Source organism: Cellulomonas fimi, from assembly GCF_028527925.1.
Taxonomy (GTDB): Bacteria; Actinomycetota; Actinomycetes; order Actinomycetales; family Cellulomonadaceae; genus Cellulomonas; species Cellulomonas fimi_C.
On sequence record NZ_JAPESW010000021.1, the window covers coordinates 49,747 to 72,529 of the forward strand.

The following is a 22,783-nucleotide window of genomic DNA, read 5'->3' on the forward strand; positions in this document are numbered from 1 at the left end:
GCGTCAGAGCCCCAGCTCGGCGAGCACCGGCAGCCCGGCGCGCACGACGTCGTGCGCGTCGGCGGCGGTGGACGCCGCGAGCGCCAGGCTCGCGAGCCGGCGGCACTCGTCGAGCGGGGTCGCGGCGAGCACGGCGGCGACGTCGGGCAGCGCGCGCGGGGTCATGGACAGCGACGTGACCCCGAGCCCGACGAGGACGACGGCCAGTGCCGGCACGGCGGCGGCCTCGCCGCAGACCCCGACGGGCCGCCCCTGCTGGGCGCCGCCGCGGCACGTCGCCGCCACGAGCTGGAGGACGGCGGGCTGCCACGCGTACGACAGGTGCGCGACGGCACCGAGCACGCGGTCGGCGGCCATCGTGTACTGCGTGAGGTCGTTGGTGCCGATGCTGGCGAACGACGCGTGCGCGAGGATCGGCCCGGCGAGCAGCGCGGCGCTCGGCACCTCGACCATGACGCCCGCGGTCTCCAGGCCGTGCCGGGCGCACGCGGCGACGAACTCCTGGGCCTCGTCGACGGTCGCGACCATGGGCGCCATGACCCACACCGTCGCGGACTCGGCCGCGGCGGCCCGCGCGATCGCGGTGAGCTGGTCGTCGAGGACCTCGGGGTGCGCGACGGACGTCCGCAGGCCCCGCACGCCGAGCGCGGGGTTGGCCTCGGGGTCGCCCGCGAGGAACGGCAGGGGCTTGTCGGCACCGGCGTCGAGCGTGCGCACGACGACCTTGCGGCCCGGGAAGGCGGCGAGCACCTGCCGGTAGGCGGCGACCTGCTCGTCGAGGCCGGGCGCCTCGTCGTGGTCGAGGAAGACGAACTCCGTGCGGAACAGCCCGACGCCCTCGGCGCCCTGCGCGGCGGCGTCGAGCGCGTCCTGCGGGCTGCCGACGTTCGCGAGCAGCTCGACGCGGTGCCCGTCGGCGGTACGGCCGTGGCCGTCGAACGTGCGGACCTGCGCCGCGAGCGCCCGGGCGGCGGTGACCTGCGCCTCGTCGGGCGCGACCGTCACCGTGCCCGCACCGCCGTCGACGAGCACCTCGTCACCCTCGTCGACCGTGGTCTCGATCCTGCGCGCGGCGACGACGCACGGGATGCCGCGGGCTCGCGCCAGGATCGCGGTGTGCGACGTCGGGCCGCCCGCGCCCGTGACGATGCCCAGCACATGGGCGGGGTCGAGCGTCGCGACCAGCGCGGGCGCGATGTCCGTGGCGACGAGGACGTACGGGCGGTCACGCTCGGGCAGGCCGGGCGCGGGCCGCCCGGTGAGGTCGGCGACGAGCCGGTCGCGCACGTCCTCGATGTCGCGCACGCGCTCGGCGAACAGCCCGCCCAGGGCGGCGAACTGCTCGGCGACCGCGTCGGCGGCCTCCCACACGGCACGCTCGGGCACGAGCCGGTCGGTGAGCACCCGCTGCTCGGCGTCGGCGACGAGCGTCGGGTCGGCGGCGATCGCCGCGGTCGCGTGCAGCAGGTCGGCGCTCTCGCCGTCGGCGCGCGTCGCAGCGGCGTCGAGCGCGGCCTGCACCCGCGCGGACGCCTCCCCGATGCGCGCGGCCTGCGCGGCGTAGTCGGTCCCGGGCGGGAGGCGGCGTCCCGACGGCGGCTCGGCGACGGGCTCGGGCAGGAAGGCCGCAGGCCCGACGGCACGGCCGGGGCCCACCCCGATGCCGGTGACGACGGTGGGCGGGTGGGGGCTCACGGTGCTGCGACCTCCTCGTCGACGTTGCAGGGCAGTCTCATCCGTCGGGGTGCCGCAGTGCCAGCGGACACGCACCGGCCCCGCGGCCGGACCGGGGTTAGGCTTGACGATGCGCGCCGACCGGCCGGCGCCGATGACCTGGGGAGTTCCATGAGCAAGGCAGAGCAGATCCTCGCTGCGCTGGGCGGCGACGGGAACGTCGTCGACCTGGAGCCGTGCATCACGCGGCTGCGCGTGGAGGTCAGCGACGCCCACCTGGTCGACGAGACGGCTCTCAAGGCCAGCGGCGCGTTCGGCGTCGTGCGGTCCGGGCACATCGTCCAGGTGATCGTCGGCCCGGAGGCCGACAACCTGGCGGCGGAGCTCGAGTCGCTGCGCTGACCTGACGTCCTTCCCGGCCGGACCGCTGCTGCGGCCCGGCCGGTGGCGTCCCTGGACCCTGACGCCGTCAGACGGAGTCGCCGGGAGGCGCCGCACGTCGCGCGTCGCGCTGCTCCACGGCGTCGTGGACGGGCGTGTCGTGCGGGTCGCGCGGAGGCGGCGCGTCCTGCGTCTCCTCGTCCTGCGGTTCCGTGGCCCGGTCCGGGTCGTCCTGACCCTCGCCGGGCTCGGCCGCCTGCGCGGACGGCTCGACGCCCGCGAGCTCGTCGCGGTGGGCCTTGAGCAGGTCGCGCTGACCCGCGAGCGGCACCCCGGCACGCTCGAGCACGTCGCGCGTCGCCGTCCGCAGCGACCGCGCCACGTCCCACTGCATCGCCGGCGACGTGCGGACCTTGAGCCGCAGCGTGATCGCGTCGGCGCTGAGCCGCTCGATACCGGTGATCGTGGGGGTCCCCTGCAGGTGCGCGCCCAGGGCGGGGTCCGACTCGACGCGCGCCGCGGCCTCGCGCAGGAGCGTGCGCACCTCGTCGAGGTCCGCGAAGTAGTCGACGTCGATCTCGACGACGGCCGTCGCCCAGCCCTGCGTCTTGTTGCCGACGCGCAGCATCGTCCCGTTGGGGACGTACCAGAGCGTGCCGTCGGAGTCGCGGATCTTGGTGACGCGCAGCGTCACGGCCTCGACGGTCCCGGTCGCGGGTCCGACGTCGACGATGTCACCCACCCCGTACTGGTCCTCGAGCAGCATGAACAGGCCGGTGAGGAAGTCCTTGACCAGGCTCTGCGCGCCGAAGCCGAGGGCGACACCGACGATGCCGGCGGACGCGATGAACGGCGCGATGTTCACGCCGAGCTCGGCGAGGATCAGCAGCACCATGATCGTCCCGACCACGACCGTGGCGGTCGACCGCAGGACGGACCCGAGGGTGCGGGCCCGCTGCGCGCGGCGGGCCGACGCGAGCGGGTCGGCGGCGCGCAGCAGCGTGCGGGCGACGTCGGACTCGCCGAGCGGCCGCATGACGCCGCGCTGGAACCACGGGGTGCCCTCGGCGACGTGGTCGGTGACGCCGCGGATCGCGCGCCGCAGCAGCACGAGGGCCAGGCTGCCGACCGCGACGATGATGAGGATGCGCAGCGGCAGCCCGAGGAACCACTCGAGCCACGCGTTGGGCGACGTCTTGTCGCCGGGCAGCAGATCCGGGTCGGACTCGGACGGGCTGGGCGCGGGTGTCGCGGCGAGCGCGAGGGCGAGCGCGCGGCTCATCGGGCCGCCCCCGTGCGGTCGGCGACGAACTGCAGCTGCTCGACGGTCAGCGCGACGGACCGGGACAGCGCGCGGGCGCCGTGGCCCACGCCCGTCTCCCGGCGGACGAGCACGGGTGAGCGGCCCGGGTCGGCGCTCGTCGCGGCCTGGAGCGCGGCCGCGAGCTTGCGCGCGTGCAGCGGGTCGACGCGCGTGTCGCCCTCGAACACGGTGAACAGCGTCGCCGGGTACGCGGTGCCGTGGACGACGCGGTGGTACGGCGAGTACCCGAGCAGCCAGCCGAGCTCGACGGGGTCGTCCGCGTCGCCGTACTCCTCGGTCCACGTCACGCCCAGCCCGAATCGCTGGTAGCGCACCATGTCGAGCAGGGGCGCGGAGCACACGACGGCCGCGAAGAGGTCGGGGCGCTGCGTGAGCGCGGCGCCGACGAGCAGGCCGCCGTTCGACCCGCCCCAGCACGCGAGCCGGTCGGGGGTCGTCCACCCGGCCGCGACGAGGTGCTCGGCGACGGCGTGGAAGTCGTCGAACACGTTCTGCTTGTGCGCGCGCATGCCGGACCGGTGCCAGTCCTCGCCCTCCTCGCCGCCGCCGCGCAGGTTCGCGACGACGTACACGCCGCCGGCCTCGACCCAGGCGAGCGTCGCGGCGGAGTAGGCGGGGTCGAGCGAGATCTGGAAACCGCCGTAGCCGTAGAGGATCGTCGGCGCGGGGGCGAGCGGGCGTCCGGCGGCGTCGAGCGCGTCGGTCCGGGCGAGCACGAACGCGCGCACGACCGTCCCGTCGGCGCTCGTGACCTCGACCTGCTGCGCGCGCACCGGCGGCACGTCCGCGACGGTCCCGGGCGGCGCGGCCCACAGCGAGGTCGTGCGGGTCGTCGCGTCGAAGCGCCGCACGCTCGGCACGGTCGTGTGGTCGGTGTAGGAGAACCACACGTCGGCGCCGCCGTCGGGCCGCGTGACGAGACCCGAGACCGAGCCCAGCCCGGGCAGGTCGACCGTGCCCAGCACGGCGCCCGTCGACGGGTCGTGCAGCGTCACCTCCGACACCGTGTGGCGGCGCCAGGACGCGACCAGCAGCGTCGGCGTCCGGTCGTCGCCGCCCCCGTCGGTGAACGCGACGTCCTCGAGGACCGCGGTCTCGTCCTCGGCGAGCAGCGTGCGCCAGTGCGGCACCCCGGGGCTCGTCGGGTCGGTCACCGCGACCCGGCCGCGCGGCGCGTCGAGGTCCGTGTGCACGTACAGGCGCCCGTCGCGCCCGACCCACGCACCCGTCTGCGCGTCGAGCCCGACGGCGACCTCGACGAACGACGGCGCCTCGACGCCCCCGGACGCCGTGAGGTCGGCGATCCACACGTCGGTGCGCGGCGCCGTCCCCGCCGACGCGGACACGATCAGCCACCGGCCGTCGCGGGAGACCGACACGCCGTAGTAGTTCGTGCGGTCCAGCCCCTCGCCGAACACCTGCACGTCGTCGTCGGGCGACGTCCCGACGCGGTGCAGCCACACCCGCCGGTGGTACTGCTGCTCGTCGGCCGGCACCAGGTCGGGCGCGAGCCGGCGCACGTAGAAGAACGCCTCGCCGCCCGGCAGCCACGCGACGGGCGAGTAGCGCGCGCGGTCGACGGGGCCGTCGACGAGCTCGCCCGTCGCGACGTCGAGCACGTGCAGCACGCTCTCCTCGGTGCCGCCGTGCGACACCTGGTACGCGAGCAGCCGGCCCTCCTTCGACGGCTGCCACGAGTCGAGCGTCGTCGTGCCTGTGGGGTCGAGCGCGACCGGGTCGATCAGCACGCGCTCCCGGCGACCGCCGCTGGCGTCCGGGTCCGGCTCGGAGACGAGCACGACGGCGTGCTCCTGCTCGCCCGTGCGCCGCACGAAGAAGTACCGGTCGCCGCGCCACGCCGGGGCGCCCACCACGCCCGCCCCGAGCAGCTCGCGCAGCCGGGCCGTGAGCCGGTCGGCCGACCACGGGCCGTCGCCGACCCGTGCGGTGAGCGCCTGGCGGTACTCGGCGTACAGCTCGTCCTGCGCGTGCGACCACGCGCTGGTCGCGTCGTCGTCGGCGTCCTCGAGCCAGCGGTACGGGTCGGCGACGCGGTGACCGTGCAGGTCCTCGACGAGATCCAGGCGGTGGGCGGACGGGTAGGGGCGCAGAGCGGGGACCGTCATGGTCCGCAAGGCTACGACGCGCTCCTGGCCGCCCGCGTCGGGGCTCGCGCGCGTCCGCCGACGGCGGAGAGGTGCGGGTCCGCCCGTGTCGCCGCTGGTCGGCGGCCTCTCGTCCTGCGGTCCGCGGGGGGCCTCTGGCAGGATCGGTGCGTGGCCGACGACCAGCAGACCCCCTCCGACGCGCTCCTGCGCCTCGCGGCCGCCTACGACATCACCCCCGACTACTGGGGGTTCGACGGGCAGCACAAGATCGCGTCGGCCGCGACCCTGCAGGGCGTGCTCAAGGCGCTGGGCGTCGACGCGTCGTCGCCCGAGCGCATCGAGCTCGCGCTCGCGCACCGCGAGGACCAGCCGTGGCGGCGCACGCTCCCGCCGGTCGTCGTCGTGCGGGAAGGGCGGCAGGCGCACGTGCCGGTCCACGTGACGCATGAGGACCCGGTCGAGGTCTGGCTCGAGCTCGACCCGGAGGCCGGCGGCGGCCGGCGCGAGGTGACGCAGGCCGACGTGCCCGTGCCGCCGCGCTCCGTCGACGGCCGCCTCGTCGGGCGCGCGACGTTCACGCTGCCGGCCGACCTGCCGCTCGGCTGGCACGAGATCCACGCCGAGGGTCCCAGCGCGCGGGCGCGCAGCACGGTGATCGTCACGCCCGACCGCCTCGAGCTGCCCGACACGCTCGACGCCGGCCGCGCGTGGGGCTTCATGGCGCAGCTCTACTCGGTGCGCTCGCGCCGGTCGTGGGGCGTCGGCGACCTGGTCGACCTCGCCGACCTCGGCGCGATGACGGCCCGACGCGGTGCCGACTTCCTGCTCATCAACCCGCTGCACGCCGCCGAGCCGCAGGTCCCGCTCACGCCGTCGCCCTACCTGCCGACCACCCGACGGTTCGTCAACCCGCTCTACATCCGCGTCGAGGAGGTGCCCGAGGCCGCGTACCTGTCGGCGGCCGACCGCACGCTCGTCGAGTGGGCGGGCGAGCAGGCCATCGCCCTCGACACCGACCCGGGGCCGATCGACCGTGACGCGGCCTGGACCGCCAAGCGCGCCGCGCTCGAGGTGATCTTCGCGTTCGAGCGGTCCGCCGCACGCCAGGCGTCCTTCGACGCGTTCGTCGAGGAGCAGGGCCCGGGGCTCGACACGTTCGCGCTCTGGTGCGCGCTCGCGGAGAAGCACGGCCCCGACCTGCGCACCTGGCCCGCCGAGCTCCTCGACCCGGGCTCCGACGCGGTCGCGGCGGCGGGTACCGAGCTCGCCGAGCGCGTGACCTTCCACCGCTGGCTGCAGTGGGTCGCCGACGAGCAGCTCGCCGACGCGCACCGCGCCGCGCTCGACAACGGCATGACGATCGGGATCATGCACGACCTCGCCGTCGGCGTGCACCCGCAGGGCGCCGACGTGTGGTCCCTCGGGGAGGTGCTCGCGCGCGGCGCGAGCGTCGGTGCTCCGCCCGACATGTACAACCAGCAGGGCCAGAACTGGTCGCAGCCGCCGTGGCAGCCCGACGCCCTCGCGCGCTCCGCCTACCGGCCCTACCGCGACATGCTCCGCACCGTCCTGCGGCACGCGGGTGCGATCCGCATCGACCACGTGCTCGGCCTGTTCCGCCTCTGGTGGGTCCCCGAAGGCTCCGCGACGCCGTCCGAGGGCGCGTACGTCCGCTACGACCACGAGGCGCTCGTCGGCATCCTCGCGCTCGAGGCCTACCGCGCCGGCGCGATCGTCATCGGCGAGGACCTCGGCGTCGTCGAGCCCTGGGTGCGCGACTACCTCTCCGAGCGGGGCGTGCTCGGCACGTCGGTCCTGTGGTTCGAGCGCGACATGAACGGCGACCCGCTCGCGCCCGAGGACTACCGCGAGCTCGTCCTCGCGACGGTCACGACGCACGACCTGCCGCCGACCGCGGGTTACCTCGCGGGTGAGCACGTGGCGATCCGCGAGCGTCTCGGCCTGCTCACCGAGCCCGTCGCGACCGTCCGGGCGGCGGCCGCCGCCGAGCGTGACCGCATGCTCGCCGCGCTGCGGGCGCGCGACCTGCTGGGCGACGACCCGTCGGAGCGGGAGATCGTCGAGGCGATGCACCGGTACGTCCTCGCGACGCCGTCGGTGCTCGTCGGGGTGTCGCTCGCCGACGCCGTGGGGGAGCGCCGCGCGCAGAACCAGCCCGGCACGGACCAGGAGTACCCGAACTGGAAGGTGCCGCTCGCGGACAGCGCCGGGCAGGTCGTCCTCGTCGACGACCTGTTCACCAACGCGCGGCTGCACTCGCTCGCACAGGTGCTCAACGAAGGCCGCTGGTCCCTGACCCCGTGACGCCCACGACCTCCTGACTCCCTGCCGTCCTGACTCCCTGCCCTGACCGTGGGGGGCGGGTGCGTGGGAGCATCGGCGGATGCCCGATCCTCTCGCCCGGCGGCTGCGCGTCGTCGGAAACACCGGCTCCGGCAAGACCACGCTCGCCCGCGCCGCCGCGCAGCGGCTCGGCGTCGCCCACCTCGAGCTCGACGCCGTGTTCTGGGCCGAGGAGTGGACGAAGCGTGACCTCGCCGAGGCGCACGCGATCGTCCGTGAGTTCCTGGCGTCGCCGCAGGCCCGCGACGGCTGGGTCGCGGACGGCAACTGGAACTCGCAGCGCCACGGTCTGCTCGACGACGCCGACGCGCTCGTCTGGCTCGACTACCCGCGACGCGTCGTCATGCGACGCGTCGTCGCCCGCACGTTGCGACGGGGCCTGCTGCGGCAGGAGCTGTGGCACGGCAACCGCGAGCGGCTGCGCAACCTGCTGCGCCGCGACCCCGACGAGAACGTGGTCCTGTGGTCGTGGACGCAGCACGCCCGCTACCGCGAGCAGTACGGGCGCCTGTACGCGGCGGGCGACGTGTCGATGGTCCGCCTGCGGCACCCGAGCGAAGCGCGGCGGTGGCTCGAGTCGCTGCGTCCCGCGGTCCCGATGTCGCCCGCGCGCGGCCCGGCGGGTCCGGGCTCGGACGGCGCCACGGATGCGGCGTCGGGCGAGCGCGAGGCATCGACGTCCGGTGACGCCGGGTGACCCGACGCCCGCGCCGGGCGCCTGGAAGCCGAGTGCACCGGTGACCCGACGCCGTCGCGAGCGGACACCGGGCACGCCGGTGGCCCGACGGGAGTCCCCGCCGGGCCACCGTGAGCGTCACGCCTTGCGGCGGTCCGTCTCCTGCGCAGCGAGCGCGCGTCGCACGCCGTCGCGGTTCTCGGCGACGAGCCGGCGGAGCGCGGGGGCCGCGTCCGCCTGGGACGCCAGCCACGCGTCGGTCGCGCCGAGCACGTCCACGCGGTCGTCGTCGGCGAGGTCCGTCGGGTAGAGGCCGAGGACGATGTTCTGCGCCATCTCGTTCGTCTTGTCGGCCCACACCGTGGCGAGCGCGGTGAAGTACGGCTCGACGTAGGGGAGCAGCAGGCCGCGGTCGTGCACGCGCCCGAAGCCCGCGATGGTGGCGGCCTGGATCGCGTTCGGCAGGTCGTCGCCGTCCACGACGGCGGCCCACGCGGCGGCCTTCGCCTCGGCCGTCGGCACTGCCGCGCGTGCGGCGGCCGCCGCACGCTGACCGGTCGCGGTCGCGTCGGCCGAGAGCTGCACGGCGATGTCCGTCTCGCCCGCGCGGCCACCGGTGACGAGCGACGTGAGGAGCTCCCAGCGCAGGTCGGTGTCGATCGTCAGGCCGTCGAGCTGCTCGCGACCGTCCAGCAGGGCCGCGACCGCGTCCAGCTGGGCGTCGGTCTCCGCACGCGCGGCGAAGGCCTTGACGAGCTGGAGCTGCGTGTCCGAGCCGGCCTCGGCGGACCGGGCCAGCTCGAGCAGCCGGTCGGCGGCCGCGACGGCCGTCGCCTGCCGGTGCTCGGGCGCGACGTACAGGTCGAGCGACGTCGTCAGCTGGCGCAGCAGCACGAGCACGACCGACGAGTCCGTCTCGTGGAGGATGTTGCCGAGCACGAGGTCGACGAAGTCACGGGCGGGCGTCTCGCCGTCGCGCGTCGCGTCCCACGCCGCCGTCCACACGAGCGTGCGGGGCAGCGAGTCGTCGAACGCGCCGAGGTGCTCGATGGCGGCCGCGAGCGACGCCTCGTCGAGCCGGATCTTCGCGTACGCGAGGTCGTCGTCGTTCACGAGCACGAGCGCGGGCCGCCGCTGGCCGACGAGCTGCGGGACCTCGGTCCGCGGGCCGTCGACGTCGAGCTCCAGGTGCAGCGTGCGCGCGAGCCGGCCGGTCGACGCGTCGAGGTCGTAGCCGCCGATCGCGAGGCGGTGCGGGCGCTGCACGGGGTGCTCGTCGGGCACCTCCTGCAGGACGGCGAACGACGTGATGGTGCCGTCCGCGTCGACCTCGATCTCCGGGCGGAGCAGCGTGACGCCGGCCTGCTCGAGCCAGAGCGCCGACCACGCCGACAGGTCGCGGCCGCTCGTCGCCTCGAGCTCGGTGAGCAGGTCGCGCAGCTCGGTGTTGCCCCACGCGTGCTTCGCGAAGTAGGCGCGCACGCCCGCGAAGAACTCGTCCTGGCCGACCCACGCCACGAGCTGCTTGAGGACGCTCGCGCCCTTCGCGTAGGTGATGCCGTCGAAGTTCACCTCGACGTCCTCGAGGTCGCGCATGTCCGCGACGATCGGGTGCGTCGACGGCAGCTGGTCCTGACGATAGGCCCAGTTCTTCTCGAGCGAGGAGAACGTCGTCCACGCGCTGGTCCAGGCCGTGGCCTCGGCGGTCGCGAGCGTCGAGACGTACTCGGCGAACGACTCGTTGAGCCACAGGTCGTCCCACCAGCGCATGGTCACGAGGTCGCCGAACCACATGTGCGCGAGCTCGTGCAGGATCGTGACCGCGCGGCGCTCGATGGTCGCCTCGGGGACCTTGGAGCGGAACACGTAGGACTCGAGGAACGTCACCGCGCCCGCGTTCTCCATCGCGCCCGCGTTGAACTCGGGCACGAAGAGCTGGTCGTACTTGGCGAACGGGTAGGGGACGCCGAACTTGTCCTCGAAGAACGCGAACCCGGCGCGCGTGATGTCGAGGATGTTGTCGGTGTCGAGGTGCTCGGCGAGCGAGCCGCGGCAGTACACGCCGAGCGGGACGGTCCGGCCGTCGCTGCTCGTGAGCTCGCCGTGCTCGCCGTGGTACGGCCCGGCGATGATCGCGGTGATGTAGGACGAGATGCGCGGGGTGGTCTCGAACCGCCACGTCGCGGTGCCCTTGTCGACGCCGCCGTTGCGGTTGACCCCGCCCTCGACCGGCTGCGGCTCCCCGACCTGCGGGTAGTTCGACACCACGACCCAGTGGGCCGGGGCGGTCACGGTGAAGGTGAACGTCGCCTTGAGGTCGGGCTGCTCGAACACCGCGAACACCCGGCGGGAGTCGGCGACCTCGAACTGCGAGTAGAGGTAGACCTCGTCGTCGACCGGGTCGACGAAGCGGTGCAGGCCCTCGCCCGTGTTCATGTACGCGGCGTCGGCGACGACCACGAGCTCGTTGTCCGCCGCCAGGTCGTCGAGCCGGATCCGCGAGTCGGCGACCACGTCGGCCACGTCGAGCGCGCGGCCGTTGAGCGTGACCTCGTGCACCGTCGGGGCGATGAGGTCGATGAACGTGCTCGCGCCGGGCGTCGCCGTGAACCGCACGACGGACCGCGACGCGAACGTCGCCGGGCCGGTCGTCAGGTCGAGCGTGACGTCGTACGACTGCGGGCTGACGACCGAGGCACGCTCGCGCGCCTCGGCACGGGTGAGGTTCTCAGCGGGCACGCTGGCTCTCCTTCGAGAAACGGTGACGGCTCGTGGCCGGGACCGATCATCGCACGCATGGCCGTGCGCTCCGCCGCCCGGGACGCGCACGCCTGTGGGACGCGCGTCCGAGGCGTGGGCTGTGGACGGCTCGATGTGCGATCGACGGCGGGCGCGGGTGAGACTGCGGGCGGCCGCGCTCGCGACCGCCGCCCGACCCGAGGAGCACCCGTGACCGTCACCGACACCCGCCTCGTCGTCGACTTCTGGTTCGACCCGGCCTGCCCGTGGGCGTGGCTCACGTCGCGCTGGATGGACGAGGTGGCGACGGTGCGCGACGTCGACGTCCGGTGGCACGTCATGAGCCTCTCCGTCCTCAACGAGGGCCGTGACCTGCCCGAGAACTACCGCGTGCTCATGGACGACTCCTGGGCGCCCGTGCGCGTGCTCGTCGCCGCGGCCCGCGACCACGGCGACAAGGTGCTCAAGCCGCTCTACGACGCGCTCGGCACCCGCCGCCACACCGACCGCCGCACCGACACCGCCGCGATCGTCGCCGAGGCGCTCGCCGAGGTCGCTCTGCCCGAGGACCTCGCCGCGGTCGGTGCGACCGACGAGGTCGACGACCTGCTGCGCGCGTCGCACGGCGAGGCGATCACGCTGGTCGGCGACGAGGTCGGCACCCCGGTCGTCGCGATCGGCGGCGTGGGCTTCTTCGGCCCGGTCATCACGCCCGCCCCCACGGGCGAGGACGCCGGGAAGCTGTTCGACGGGCTCGCTCTCGTCACCCAGGTGCCCGGCTTCTACGAGCTCAAGCGGACGCGCACCGTCGGCCCCGCCGTCTGACGCGCCCGAGCGTAGGGCCCCCGGCCGGCCTCGCCGCCGCCGGGGGCCTTTCGCCGAGGCAGGCGCCTGCGCCGACGCGCGCGGGTGGCTCGTCGGGTTCGTCCCGTGTGATCCTGTTCGACGCCCGCCCCCGGACTCAGGAGGACCATGACGTCGCAGCGGACGATCCGGACCCTGGTGATCGTCGACGCCGTCCTCGTCGTCGCGTTCCTCGTGCTCCTCGTCGTGACCCTCGCGACGCGCTCGGGGGGGTCGGGCGAGGCCGCCTCGACGGCGACGCCGACGCCGTCCGCCACCGCGAGCACCCCGCCCGCGGACGAGTTCCGGCTGCCCAGCGGCAACATCGCGTGCGCGATGTCCGGCGACGGCGTGACGTGCACGATCGCGAGCTACACGTACGCGCCGCCCGAGGTGGCCGGCTGCACCGGCGAGACGGGCCACGTCCTGACGCTGGGACCCGACGGCGTCGCGTTCGCGTGCGAGGAAGGGCCCGCGCCCACCGTCGCGGGGTCGGACGTCCGGACGCTCGAGTACGGCTCCGAGACGCGCGTCGACGGCTACACCTGCAAGAGCGGGACCGACGGCGTGACCTGCACGGACGCCGACGGCGTCGGCTTCCGGCTCGCGCGCGCGTCCTGGACGCCGCTGCCCTGACCCTCCAGCCGGGCGCCACCGGGATGACGAACGGGCCGGCGCGCTCGCACGCACCGACCCGTCCGCCCGTCGGTCACCAGATCCGCACGCGCTCCGCGGGGTCGAGGTACAGCGCGTCGCCGGGCTGCACGTCGAACGCGTCGTAGTACGCGTCGACGTTGCGCACGACGCCGTTGCAGCGGAACTCGTTGGGGGAGTGCGGGTCGGTCGCGAGCCGGCGCACGACCTCCTCGTCGCGCCCCTTCGACTGCCACACCTGCGCCCAGCCGAGGAACACGCGCTGCGCGCCCGTGAGCCCGTCCACGACCGGCGCCTCGGCGAGCGGGCGGCCGAGCGCGATCTCGTACGCGGCGAGCGCGATCGACAGGCCGCCGAGGTCGCCGATGTTCTCGCCGATCGTGAGCGCGCCGTTGACCTTGTGCGAGCCGTTCAGCTGCGCCGGGGAGAACTCGCCGTACTGGTCGACGAGCGCCTTGGTGCGCTTCTCGAACTCGGCGCGGTCATCCGCGGTCCACCAGTCCTCGAGCCGGCCGGCACCGTCGTACTTCGAGCCCTGGTCGTCGAACCCGTGCCCGATCTCGTGCCCGATGACGGCGCCGATCCCGCCGTAGTTCACGGCGTCGTCGGCGTCCGCGTCGAAGAACGGCGGCTGCAGGATCGCGGCGGGGAAGACGATCTCGTTCATCCCCGGGTTGTAGTACGCGTTGACCGTCTGGGGCGTCATGAACCACTCGTCGCGGTCCAGCGGCTTGCCGATCTTGTTCAGCTCGCGGTCCTGCTCGAACGCGTTCGCGCGGCGCACGTTGCCGAGCAGGTCGTCGGGCGACACCTCGAGCGCCGAGTAGTCGCGCCAGCGCACGGGGTAGCCGATCTTCGGCGTGAACGCCTCGAGCTTGGCGAGCGCCTTGGCGCGCGTCTCCTCGCCCATCCAGTCGAGCCGCGCGATCGACTGCCGGTAGGCCTCGACGAGGTGCGCGACGAGCTCGTCCATGCGCTCCTTGTGGCTCGGCGGGAAGTGCCGCTCGACGTACACCTTGCCGACGGCCTCCCCGAGCACGCCCTGCACGAGCCCGACGCCACGCTTCCAGCGGTCGCGCAGCTCCTGCGCACCCGTCAGCGTCCGGCCGTAGAAGTCGAAATTCGCCTCGACGAGCGCGTCGGGCAGGAACGGCGCCCGGTCGCTGACCACGTGGTACGCCAGCCACGCCTTCCACGCGTCGAGCGGCTCGCTCGCCCACAGCGCCGCGAACCCCTCGGCGAACGACGGCTCACGCACGACGAGGTCGTCGAGCGCACCCTCGGGCGCACCCAGGGCCTGTGCCCAGGCGACCCAGTCGAAGCCGGGCGCGCGCTCGGCCAGGGCCGTGAGCGTCATGGGGTTGTAGGTGAGGTCGGCGTCGCGGTCCTTCACGACGTCCCAGTGGTGCGACGCGAGCTTCGTCTCGAGGTCGACGACGGCGCCCGCGAGCGCGTCGGCGGCGGCCTCGTCGGCCGCGACGCCCGCGAGCAGGAGCATGCGCGCGACGTGCGGCCGGTACGCCGCGAGCACCTGCGCGTACTGCGGGTCGCGGTAGTACGACTCGTCGGGCAGGCCGAGCCCGGACTGCGCGAGGTAGACGATGTAGCGCTCGGGGTCCTTGGCGTCGTTGTCGACCCAGAACCCGACCGCCGACGCCGCACCCGTGCGCTGCAGCGCGCCCAGCGCGGTCGTGAGCTCGTCGCGCGTCGTCGCGCCGTCGACGAGGTCGAGGTCCTCGCGCAGCGGCTCGAGCCCCCGCGCCTCGATCGTGTCCGTGTCCATGAACGACGCGTACACCGCGCCGATCTTCGCCTCGACGCCGTCGCCGGCGCCCGCCGCGGCCGTGGCGGCGGCGTCCGCGATGATGTCGCGGACCTGCTCCTCGGCCTGGTCGTGCAGGGCGCGGAACGCGCCGTCCATCGCACGGTCCGCGGGGATCTCGTGGGCCGCGACCCACTTCCCGTTGACGTGGGCGAAGAGGTCGTCCTGGGGTCGGGTGGCGGGGTCGAGGGCGGTGAGGTCGATGCCGCTGCGCGTCATGGGCACAGCCTACGGACGCGGGAGCGCTCGTCGTCGAGCGGTGCGGCAGGATGACCCCATGCGGATCCATGTCGCCTCCGACCATGCCGGTTTCGAGCTCAAGGTCGCGCTCGTCGAGCACCTGCGCTCCGAGGGCCACGACGTCGTCGACCACGGGGCCGACACGTACGAGGCGCTCGACGACTACCCGCCGTTCTGCTTCGCCGCGGGCGAGGCGGTCGTCGCGGAGCCCGGAAGCCTCGGCGTCGTGATCGGCGGCTCGGGCAACGGCGAGCAGATCGCCGCCAACAAGGTCACCGGCGTGCGGGCCGCGCTCGCGTGGAACCTCGACACGGCGCGCCTGGGGCGGCAGCACAACGACGCGAACGTCGTCGCGATCGGCGCCCGGCAGCACTCCGTCGACGAGGCGATCGCGCTTGTCGACGCGTTCGTCGCGGAGCCGTTCAGCCAGGACCCGCGTCACCAGCGCCGCATCGACCTGCTGGCCGAGTACGAGCGCACGCGCGGCTGAGAACGCCTCGTCCGGGAGGGGGCGCCCCTCCGTCCGACGAGCGCCCCCTCCCGGACGACGCGCGCGCGGGCGCGCCGCCCCGCACGCGCGTCGGCCCGGTCAGAAGACCCAGCTGCAGGCCGGCGCGAGCGGCCAGCCGAACGCCGAGGCGGCCCCCTGCACCGCCTCCGCGCGGACCGGCGTGACCAGCCCGGCCCGGACCTGCGCGGCGAGCGAGCGCCCGCCGAGGTAGAGCGCCCCGAGCTCGCGCACGTCGAGCGCGACGTCCGCGGCGTCCTCGGTCCGCTCGACGCGCGCCTCCCACGCGCCGTCCGTCGCGCTGGTCGCCGTGGTGAGACGCCAGCGCCCCGCGTTGGCCGGCAGCAGCGCGTCCCGGACCTCGAGCACCACGTCGACGGGTGCGGCGTAGCGCCGGGCGGTGAGCGCCGTCGGCACGTCGAGCAGGCGGACCCACAGGTTGTCGACCATCTTCGGCACGATGCCGCGCGGGTCCACGAGCTGGTGCAGCAGCGCGTCGTCGACCGGGAGCATGGGCCCCTCGACCGTCGCGGTCAGGTCGAGGTCGAGGAGGAACGACCACAGCCGGTGCGTGGCGGCCGCGTCGACCGCGACGGCCTCGCGGACGCGGACCTCGTACCGCGGGCCGCCCTCGGTCCAGACGTCCTTGCGCCGCAGCGTCGCATACCCGCGGACGTCACCCGCGGCGTCGTGGACCGTCGCGAGCCGCAGCGGCTCCCCGCCGTCGCGCCAGGCGGGCGGGTCGACGAGCTGGCGGCGGCGCAGCACCTCCGTGTCGCGCGTGATCCAGCCGGGCCGTCCGGCGCCCGCGGCGCGGTGCACGGCGTCGAGCACGTCGCGGTGCGCGAACGCGTCGAGCGTCGTGAACCGGACGGTCAGGTCGGCGGACCCGGGGACGTCGCGCAGCGCGGCACCGCGGGACAGCTTCACGCGCAGGTCGTCGGCGGCCGAGCCGTAGCCGAACCGCCCGTAGATCGCGTGCTCCGCCGCGAACAGCGCGGAGACGGGCTCACCGCGGTCGAGCGAGCGCTGGAAGTGGGTGTCGATCATCGCGGTGAGCAGACCGCGGCGGCGCTGGTCGGGCCGCACGCCGACCCAGGTGAGGCCCGAGCACGCGACGCTGCCGCCGGGGACGGGCAGCGTGAACGGGAAGGACCCGTGCACGGCGGCGAGGGAACCGTCCGGCGCCTCGACGCCCATCGTGCGGTCGAACGGCACGGTGAGCGGCACGATGGCGTCGGTCTCGGCGGTGGAGTCGAACGCGAACGCGAGGCGGTCGGTCTCGAGGAACTCGGACTGGCGGGTCTCGGGCACCGCGACGACGCGGTACCCCTCGGGCAGCGGGCTCATGGCGCCCATCGTCCCGGGCGCACCGGCGTCCGCGCGAACGCTTTCCCGCGGCGTGGGGGATCGCGTCGACCCTGTTCGCGCCCGCGACCTGCGGATACGCTCGAACGATGACGACGGGCACGGTGGTCGGCCCGGGACCCCTCACGCGCATCGTGCTCGCCGTGCGGCGGCGCGTCCTGCGGTCCCAGCCGGGTCTGGCCGGCCTCCTGGTGCTGCTGTCCGGCGCGGTCGTGGCGGGCGTCGTCCTGCAGGCCACGTGGGTGCCGCCGGCGACCTTCCTCCTGCTGCTGCTCGCGGGCGTGCTGCTGCTGCGCCTGCACCCCCTCGCGGTCCTGTGCGTGGTCATCCTCCTCGAGGCGCTGATCCTCATGCTCGCGGGCGTGCGCCCGATGGTGCCCGGCGTCGTCGTCATCATCGGCGTCGCGACCGTCGTCGCCCTGGTGTTCGCCAACGAGCGGGACCGGCTGGGCCTGCGCGGCGCGCCCGGGGGGCACATGCTCGTCGACCTGCGCGACCGGCTGTCCGCGCACGGCCGCGTCCCCGCGCTCCCCGCCGGCTGGTCGGTCGACTCCGAGATCAGGTCCGCGCACGCCGACGCGTTCTCGGGCGACTTCATGGTCGCGCGGCTGCGCCGCGGTTCCGTGCTGGAGGTCGTGCTCGTCGACGTCTCGGGCAAGGGGCTCGACGCGGGCGTCCGGTCGTTGCAGCTCTCGGGGGCCTTCGGCGGGCTGCTCGGTGCGCTGCCCACCGAGTCGTTCCTGCAGGCGGCCAACGCGTACGTGCTCGACCAGGACTGGGAGGAGGGGTTCGCGACGGCCGTGCACGTCGCCGTGGACCTCGCGTCGGGCGACTACACCGTCGCGTCGGCCGGGCACCCGCCTCCGCTGCACCTGCACGCGGGAGCGGGCCGGCTCGACGTCGTCGACACCGTCGGCAGCCCCGCGCTCGGGGTCGTCGACGACCTGCCGTACCGCCCGCGGTACGGGCGCCTCGAGACCGGCGACGTGCTGCTGCTCTACACCGACGGGCTGGTGGACACGCCCGGCACGACGCTGGACCGCGGCCTCGACCGGCTCATGGGTGCGGCCGACCGCGTGCTCGCCCCGCGCGCCGGCGGCGCCGCGGCGGTGCTCGCGGCCGTGCGGGCCGACGACTCCGACGACCGCGCGCTCGTCCTGGTCCGGCGGGACTGAGCGCGGGCGCCGAGCGCGAGACCTGGTCGCGCCCGACCCGAGACCTCGGCCGGGCGGCGCGCTCGCGGGTGACCGGACACGGCCGTCGGCGGGTCCGGGGCGACGGTCAGTCGTCGGGGAACCAGATCGCGCGGCGGAGCGCGACGCGCGACCCGTCGGCCGTGCGGGGCGTCCCCTCGGCGACGAGCTGCTCCATCGCGCGCGCCCGGTGCCGTGCGGGCGGCGCCCCCTGCGCGTTGACGACACGCCACCACGGCACGCCGGACCCGGCGCGGCTCATCACCTGCCCGACCTGCCGAGGCCCGCCGCGCGGCCGCCCGCCGGCGCGCACGGCCTGCTCGCTCACCACCTCGGCGACGGTCCCGTACGTCATGACGCGACCCGACGGGATCGCCGCGACGAGGTCGAGCACGGCCTCGACGTAGTCGTCGTCCACGTCAGCGGGCCCCCGTGCGCGCGTCCACGTCAGACCGCGTCCGCGTCGGCCTCGACGGCCTCGGAGAGCAGCGCGGCGACCGCCGGAAGGGCGCGCGGGTCGGTCTGGACGAGCATCGTGGTGATCGCGGTGCCCTGCCAGGCCGGGAGCTGCGCGCGGATGTCGTCCGGCGTCCCGACGAGCGCGATCTCCCGCACGAGCTCGGTCGGGACGGCGGCGACGGCGCGCGCCTTGTCGCCCGCCAGGTAGTGCGCCTGGATCTCGTCGCACGCCTCGGCGTAGCCGAGCCGGTCGAGCACGTTGCGATGGAAGTTCGCGCCCTTGGCGCCCATCCCGCCCGCGTACAACGCGACGTGCGGACGGATCGCGTCGGCGGCCTGCTCGACGTCGTCGGCCAGGACCACGGGCACCGCGGCCGTGACCTCGAAGTCCTCGGGCGGCCGCAGCGCGCCGGACCGCTTCGCGAAGCCCTCGGCCAGCAGCGCACGGTGCTCGGCGTCCATCCGCGGCGTGTAGAACATCGGCAGCCAGCCGTCGGCGATCTCGGCCGTGAGGGCGGTGTTGCGCGGGCCCTCGGCGGCCAGGTGGATGGGCAGGTCGGCGCGCAGCGGGTGCACGGTCGAGCGCAGCGGCTTGCCGAGGCCGGTGCCCTGGTCGGCGGGCAGCGGCAGGCGGAAGAAGTCGCCGTCGTACGTCACGGGCGCCTCACGCGCCAGCACCTGGCGCACGACGTCGACGTACTCGCGCGTGCGGGCGAGCGGTCGCGGGTACGGCTGCCCGTACCACCCCTCGACGACCTGCGGCCCGCTCGCGCCCAGCCCGAGCACGAAGCGCCCGCCGGACAGGTGGTCGAGCGTGAGCGCCGCCATCGCCGTCGCCGTGGGGGTGCGGGCGGACAGCTGCGCGATCGCGGTGCCGAGGCGGATCCGCGACGTGCGGGCGCCCCACCACGCGAGCGGGGTCAGCGCGTCCGAGCCGTACGCCTCGGCCGTCCAGACCGAGTCGAAGCCGAGCTGCTCGGCGGCCAGCACGGCCTCCTGCGCACCCGGCGGCGGACCAGCCGACCAGTACCCGACGTAGTACCCGAGGCGCATCCGTCCACCCTCCGCTCGACCGGCGCGTCGGCGGTGACGCGCGGCGGTCAGGTTACCGGTCGGTCGCTTCGCGCGGACGCCCGGCCGCGACGAGCCCGGCAGGAGACGCTGCGCCGCTCGGTGCGCGCACGTCAGGAGACCCGGGCGCGCTCGGCGAGCGTGTTGAGCAGCGCGGCGCCCGTCGCCGCGTCGTCGACCGTGACGACCGTGGTGCGCCCGCCGGTCCGCTCGACGACGAGCGCGTCGCCGGCGCGCAGGACGAACCCGGCCCGCCCGTCGAGCGCGACGCGGTAGCCCCACCCGCCGAAGTCCCGCAGCGGGCTGACGGTCTCCGCGTGCGCCGCGACGACCTGCTCGAGCGGGACGCGCACGCGTGGCCAGCCGAGCGGCGAGCGCGCGACGAGACCGGCGGCGCTGACCGTGACGCGCAGGACCAGCATCGTCGCGAGCAGCGCGGCGAGGACGGCCGCGATCGCGAGGAGGAGCCAGGTGTCGAGCACGATCGACAGCACGACCTGGAGCGCGATCACCGGGAGCGCGACGCCGATCGCGGCGGGCGACCACACGCTCGCGGTCCAGGCGGCACGCTCACCGGGCGCGAGGGGGAGCCGTGCCGCGTCGGCGGGCGGCACGTCGCTCGTGACGACGTCCGGGTCGCCCGGCAGCAGGAGCGCCGCGACGACGCCGAGCACGAGGCCCGTCGCGAACGCCGCGGCCACGACCCCCGTGATCGGACCGGCGTCGCGCGCGTCGTCGAGACCGCGCTGCAGCGCGAGCGAGCCCACGACGAGGACCGCGAGGAGCGCCGCCATGCCGACCGACGTGCCGGCGGCGACGCGTCGCGTCGTGGCCTCGGCGCCGAGCCGCAGCGCGAGCACCCAGCACGACAGCGACAGCACCACGGACGTGAGGCCGAGCAGGAGCAGCGCACCGCCGAGCGTCGAGAAGTCGTCGGGGGTGCCGGCCGTGCCCCAGTGCGTCGCGACCGGGTCGGGCAGCTCGTCCGCCCACGTCAGCGCCACGAGCACCGCGACGGCCGTGAGCACGACGGGTGCGACGAGCGTGACGAGGGTCGTCGCCCGGCGGTGGGGGATGGTCGGACGGCGGTCGGCGGTCACCGGAGGGCCTCCTTGAGCAGGGCGAGCGTGGTGGCGGGCGGGACGTCGAGGCGGCGGGCGGTCTGCACGAGGCGCTCGACGGCCTCGTGCAGGGCCGCGAGGTCGTCGGTGCGCGCGACGACGGCGCCCCGGCCGCGACGGAGCTCGATGACGCCCTCGTCGCGCAGCTCCTGGTAGGCGCGCAGCACGGTGTGAAGGTTGATGTCGAGCGACGTCGAGAGCTCGCGGGCGGCCGGGAGGCGCGTGCCCGCGGAGAGCTCGCCGCGGGCGACGGCGCGACGCACCTGGTCCGCGAGCTGCTGGAACAGCGGCTCGGGGGAGGAGGGGTCGACGCGCAGGAGCATGCATCTACTCTAGTTGTTCGCAGACAACTAGAACAAGTGCACCAGTTCCGTCGCTCAGTCGGACGGCGCCTGGGCTCAGCGTGGACCGGCCGTCGGGCCTGTCAGATGTAGATCGCGGGGTCGTCGACCTCGACGTCGAACGGCGCCGCCTTCGGTCGCAGCCGGATCTGCGCGGGCACGCCGACGGCGATCGCGTCGGCCGGCACGTCGTGGATCACGACCGCGTTGGCGCCGACCTGGGCGCCGTTCCCGACCCACACCGGTCCGAGGATCTTGGCGCCCGCGCCGACGACGACACCGTCGCCGAGCGTGGGGTGGCGCTTGCCGCGCCGCATGGACTTGCCACCGAGCGTCGACCCGTGGAACAGCACCACGTCGTCGCCGACCTCGGCGGTCTCGCCGATGACCACGCCCATGCCGTGGTCGATGAACAGCCGCCGCCCGAGCCGGGCGCCGGGGTGGATCTCGATCCCGGTGGCTGCCCGCGCGAGCTGCGACAGCAGTCGCGCGGGCAGCCGGAGACCGGGCTCCCGCCACATCCGGTGCGCCACCCGGTACGCCCACACCGCGTGCACGCCGGGGTAGCCGAGGGCGACCTCGAGGGCCGATCGCGCCGCGGGGTCGCGGTGGCGGGCGGCGTCGAGGTCCTCCTTCAGGAGGTCCAGCAGGCGCAGGGGTGCGGTCATGAGCCTTCCGGTCTGAGCGGGGGACGGGCGGGGCGGAAGGGTCAGTCGAGCAGGTCCGCGTAGAGGATCGTCGACAGGTAGCGCTCGCCGAACGACGGGATGATCGCGACGATCAGCTTGCCCGCGTTCTCCGGACGCTCCGCCAGCAGCTTCGCGGCGTGCAGCGCGGCACCCGACGAGATGCCGACGAGCAGACCCTCCTCGGCGGCCGCGCGGCGCGCGGTGGCGACGGCCGTCTCGGCGTCGACGTCGATGATCTCGTCGTAGACCGAGGTGTCGAGGATCTCCGGCACGAAGTTCGCGCCGATGCCCTGGATCTTGTGCGGGCCGGGGGCGCCGCCGTTGAGGATGGGGGACTCGGCCGGCTCGACGCCGACGATCTTGACGTCCGGCTTGCGCTCCTTGAGCACCTGGCCGACACCCGTGATCGTGCCGCCCGTGCCGATGCCCGCGACGAGGATGTCGATCTCGCCGTCGGTGTCGGCCCAGATCTCCTCGGCCGTCGTGCGACGGTGGATCGCCGGGTTCGCCTCGTTGGCGAACTGGCGGGCCAGGATCGCGCCCTCGCGCTCCTTGACGATCTCGTCGGCCTTGTTGACCGCGCCCTTCATGCCCTCCGAGCCGGGCGTGAGGATGAGCTCCGCGCCGAACGCGCGCAGCAGCGCGCGCCGCTCCTTCGACATCGTCTCCGGCATCGTGAGGACGACCTTGTAGCCGCGCGCCGCACCGACGAACGCGAGCGCGATGCCCGTGTTGCCGGAGGTCGCCTCGACGATCGTGCCGCCCGGCTTGAGGTCGCCCGACGCCTCGGCCGCGTCGATGATCGCGACGCCGATGCGGTCCTTGACGGAGTTGGCCGGGTTGTAGAACTCGAGCTTGCCGACCACGGTGGCGGGGGCGCCGTCGGTGATCTTGTTGATGCGGACCAGCGGGGTGTTGCCGATCAGCGCGGTCGCGTCGTCGTAGATGCGGGCCATGGTTCCTCTTCGGTCGTGCCGCCGGCGTCCGAACCGGGCGGCGTGCAGGGGTGGGGGACTACGTGCAGGTCGGCCGGACCGCACGACGAGGCGTGTCGAGAGGCCGGCGGGGTGGTGCGGCGGGGCGAGGCCGTGCAGCGCGGACAGGCCCGCGAGCGCGGGGATGCCGACGAGGATGAGCGGCACGCGGGAGCGTCGCGCGACGAGCATGACGACGGGGATGAGCAGGACGACGCCGACCTCGAAGAACAG

The 22,783-nt window shown here is 74.8% G+C and carries 19 protein-coding genes and 1 pseudogene; 7 read left to right on the forward strand and 13 right to left on the reverse strand.

All coding sequences use genetic code 11. The features are described 5' to 3' along the window. Positions 1 to 3: 3 nt before the first annotated feature. A complete protein-coding gene (gene ptsP, locus OMK64_RS11505) occupies positions 4 to 1,695 on the reverse strand; it encodes a phosphoenolpyruvate--protein phosphotransferase (RefSeq protein ID WP_272728520.1) in 1,692 nt (563 codons plus the stop codon). Between the two features lie 150 nt (positions 1,696 to 1,845). Between ptsP and OMK64_RS11510 the strand changes: the two genes are divergently transcribed. After that, positions 1,846 to 2,076, forward strand: coding sequence for a PTS sugar transporter subunit IIB (locus OMK64_RS11510; protein WP_124343219.1), 231 nt, complete (start codon positions 1,846 to 1,848; stop codon positions 2,074 to 2,076). 67 nt (positions 2,077 to 2,143) lie between these two features. Here the strand turns inward: OMK64_RS11510 and OMK64_RS11515 are convergent, their stop codons facing one another. Next, complete coding sequence (locus OMK64_RS11515; RefSeq protein WP_272728521.1) at positions 2,144 to 3,337, reverse strand: mechanosensitive ion channel family protein; 1,194 nt, start codon at positions 3,335 to 3,337, stop codon at positions 2,144 to 2,146. After that, positions 3,334 to 5,505, reverse strand: coding sequence for a prolyl oligopeptidase family serine peptidase (locus tag OMK64_RS11520; RefSeq protein ID WP_272728522.1), 2,172 nt, complete (start codon positions 5,503 to 5,505; stop codon positions 3,334 to 3,336). Before OMK64_RS11520 ends, OMK64_RS11515 begins: the two co-directional genes overlap by 4 nt. A 150-nt stretch (positions 5,506 to 5,655) precedes the next feature. Between OMK64_RS11520 and malQ the strand changes: the two genes are divergently transcribed. Then, positions 5,656 to 7,812 (forward strand): 4-alpha-glucanotransferase, encoded by a 2,157-nt coding sequence (gene malQ / locus OMK64_RS11525; RefSeq protein ID WP_272728523.1) that lies wholly within the window; start codon positions 5,656 to 5,658, stop codon positions 7,810 to 7,812. 79 nt (positions 7,813 to 7,891) lie between these two features. After that, positions 7,892 to 8,548, forward strand: coding sequence for a P-loop NTPase family protein (locus tag OMK64_RS11530; RefSeq protein ID WP_272728524.1), 657 nt, complete (start codon positions 7,892 to 7,894; stop codon positions 8,546 to 8,548). Positions 8,549 to 8,665: 117 nt separating this feature from the next. On the opposite strand, the gene pepN is transcribed toward OMK64_RS11530, so the two are convergent. Then, a complete protein-coding gene (pepN, locus tag OMK64_RS11535) occupies positions 8,666 to 11,266 on the reverse strand; it encodes an aminopeptidase N (protein ID WP_272728525.1) in 2,601 nt (866 codons plus the stop codon). A gap of 210 nt (positions 11,267 to 11,476) precedes the next feature. On the opposite strand from pepN, the gene OMK64_RS11540 reads away from it, so the two are divergent. Together OMK64_RS11540 and OMK64_RS11545 are read left to right on the forward strand one after the other, a co-directional pair. Beyond that, the gene (locus OMK64_RS11540; RefSeq protein ID WP_272728526.1) at positions 11,477 to 12,091 is read left to right on the forward strand and encodes a mycothiol-dependent nitroreductase Rv2466c family protein; all 615 of its coding nucleotides are present in this window, start codon (positions 11,477 to 11,479) and stop codon (positions 12,089 to 12,091) included. Between the two features lie 147 nt (positions 12,092 to 12,238). Then, entirely contained in the window at positions 12,239 to 12,745 is a 507-nt protein-coding gene (locus OMK64_RS11545; RefSeq protein WP_272728527.1) for a hypothetical protein, read from the forward strand. Between the two features lie 73 nt (positions 12,746 to 12,818). Here the strand turns inward: OMK64_RS11545 and OMK64_RS11550 are convergent, their stop codons facing one another. After that, the gene (locus OMK64_RS11550; RefSeq protein WP_272728528.1) at positions 12,819 to 14,804 is read right to left on the reverse strand and encodes a M13 family metallopeptidase; all 1,986 of its coding nucleotides are present in this window, start codon (positions 14,802 to 14,804) and stop codon (positions 12,819 to 12,821) included. Positions 14,805 to 14,862: 58 nt separating this feature from the next. On the opposite strand from OMK64_RS11550, the gene OMK64_RS11555 reads away from it, so the two are divergent. After that, the gene (locus tag OMK64_RS11555) at positions 14,863 to 15,315 is read left to right on the forward strand and encodes a ribose-5-phosphate isomerase (protein WP_272728529.1); all 453 of its coding nucleotides are present in this window, start codon (positions 14,863 to 14,865) and stop codon (positions 15,313 to 15,315) included. Between the two features lie 99 nt (positions 15,316 to 15,414). On the opposite strand, the gene OMK64_RS11560 is transcribed toward OMK64_RS11555, so the two are convergent. Further along, the gene (locus OMK64_RS11560) at positions 15,415 to 16,683 is read right to left on the reverse strand and encodes a GNAT family N-acetyltransferase (protein WP_272728530.1); all 1,269 of its coding nucleotides are present in this window, start codon (positions 16,681 to 16,683) and stop codon (positions 15,415 to 15,417) included. Between the two features lie 107 nt (positions 16,684 to 16,790). Between OMK64_RS11560 and OMK64_RS11565 the strand changes: the two genes are divergently transcribed. Beyond that, positions 16,791 to 17,876 carry a PP2C family protein-serine/threonine phosphatase gene (locus tag OMK64_RS11565; RefSeq protein ID WP_272728531.1) on the forward strand — a complete coding sequence of 362 codons (1,086 nt, stop codon included), beginning with the start codon at positions 16,791 to 16,793 and terminating at the stop codon, positions 17,874 to 17,876. Between the two features lie 106 nt (positions 17,877 to 17,982). On the opposite strand, the gene OMK64_RS11570 is transcribed toward OMK64_RS11565, so the two are convergent. The 7 genes and pseudogenes from OMK64_RS11570 to OMK64_RS11600 form a co-directional block, all read right to left on the reverse strand. Further along, on the reverse strand, positions 17,983 to 18,312 hold the full coding sequence (locus tag OMK64_RS11570) for an MGMT family protein (protein WP_272728532.1): 330 nt from the start codon (positions 18,310 to 18,312) through the stop codon (positions 17,983 to 17,985). 29 nt (positions 18,313 to 18,341) lie between these two features. Then, complete coding sequence (locus OMK64_RS11575) at positions 18,342 to 19,406, reverse strand: LLM class F420-dependent oxidoreductase (RefSeq protein WP_272728533.1); 1,065 nt, start codon at positions 19,404 to 19,406, stop codon at positions 18,342 to 18,344. Positions 19,407 to 19,537: 131 nt separating this feature from the next. After that, a complete protein-coding gene (locus OMK64_RS11580; protein WP_272728534.1) occupies positions 19,538 to 20,524 on the reverse strand; it encodes a DUF1648 domain-containing protein in 987 nt (328 codons plus the stop codon). Continuing rightward, positions 20,521 to 20,868, reverse strand: a complete 348-nt coding sequence (locus tag OMK64_RS11585; RefSeq protein WP_272728535.1) for a GntR family transcriptional regulator — start codon at positions 20,866 to 20,868, stop codon at positions 20,521 to 20,523. The genes OMK64_RS11580 and OMK64_RS11585 overlap by 4 nt, the downstream gene beginning before the upstream one ends. A gap of 101 nt (positions 20,869 to 20,969) precedes the next feature. Beyond that, the gene (epsC, locus tag OMK64_RS11590; RefSeq protein ID WP_272728536.1) at positions 20,970 to 21,554 is read right to left on the reverse strand and encodes a serine O-acetyltransferase EpsC; all 585 of its coding nucleotides are present in this window, start codon (positions 21,552 to 21,554) and stop codon (positions 20,970 to 20,972) included. 41 nt (positions 21,555 to 21,595) lie between these two features. Beyond that, positions 21,596 to 22,531, reverse strand: a complete 936-nt coding sequence (gene cysK / locus OMK64_RS11595; RefSeq protein ID WP_272728539.1) for a cysteine synthase A — start codon at positions 22,529 to 22,531, stop codon at positions 21,596 to 21,598. Positions 22,532 to 22,648: 117 nt separating this feature from the next. Then, positions 22,649 to 22,783, reverse strand: a pseudogene (locus OMK64_RS11600) (GntT/GntP/DsdX family permease); the annotation flags it as partial.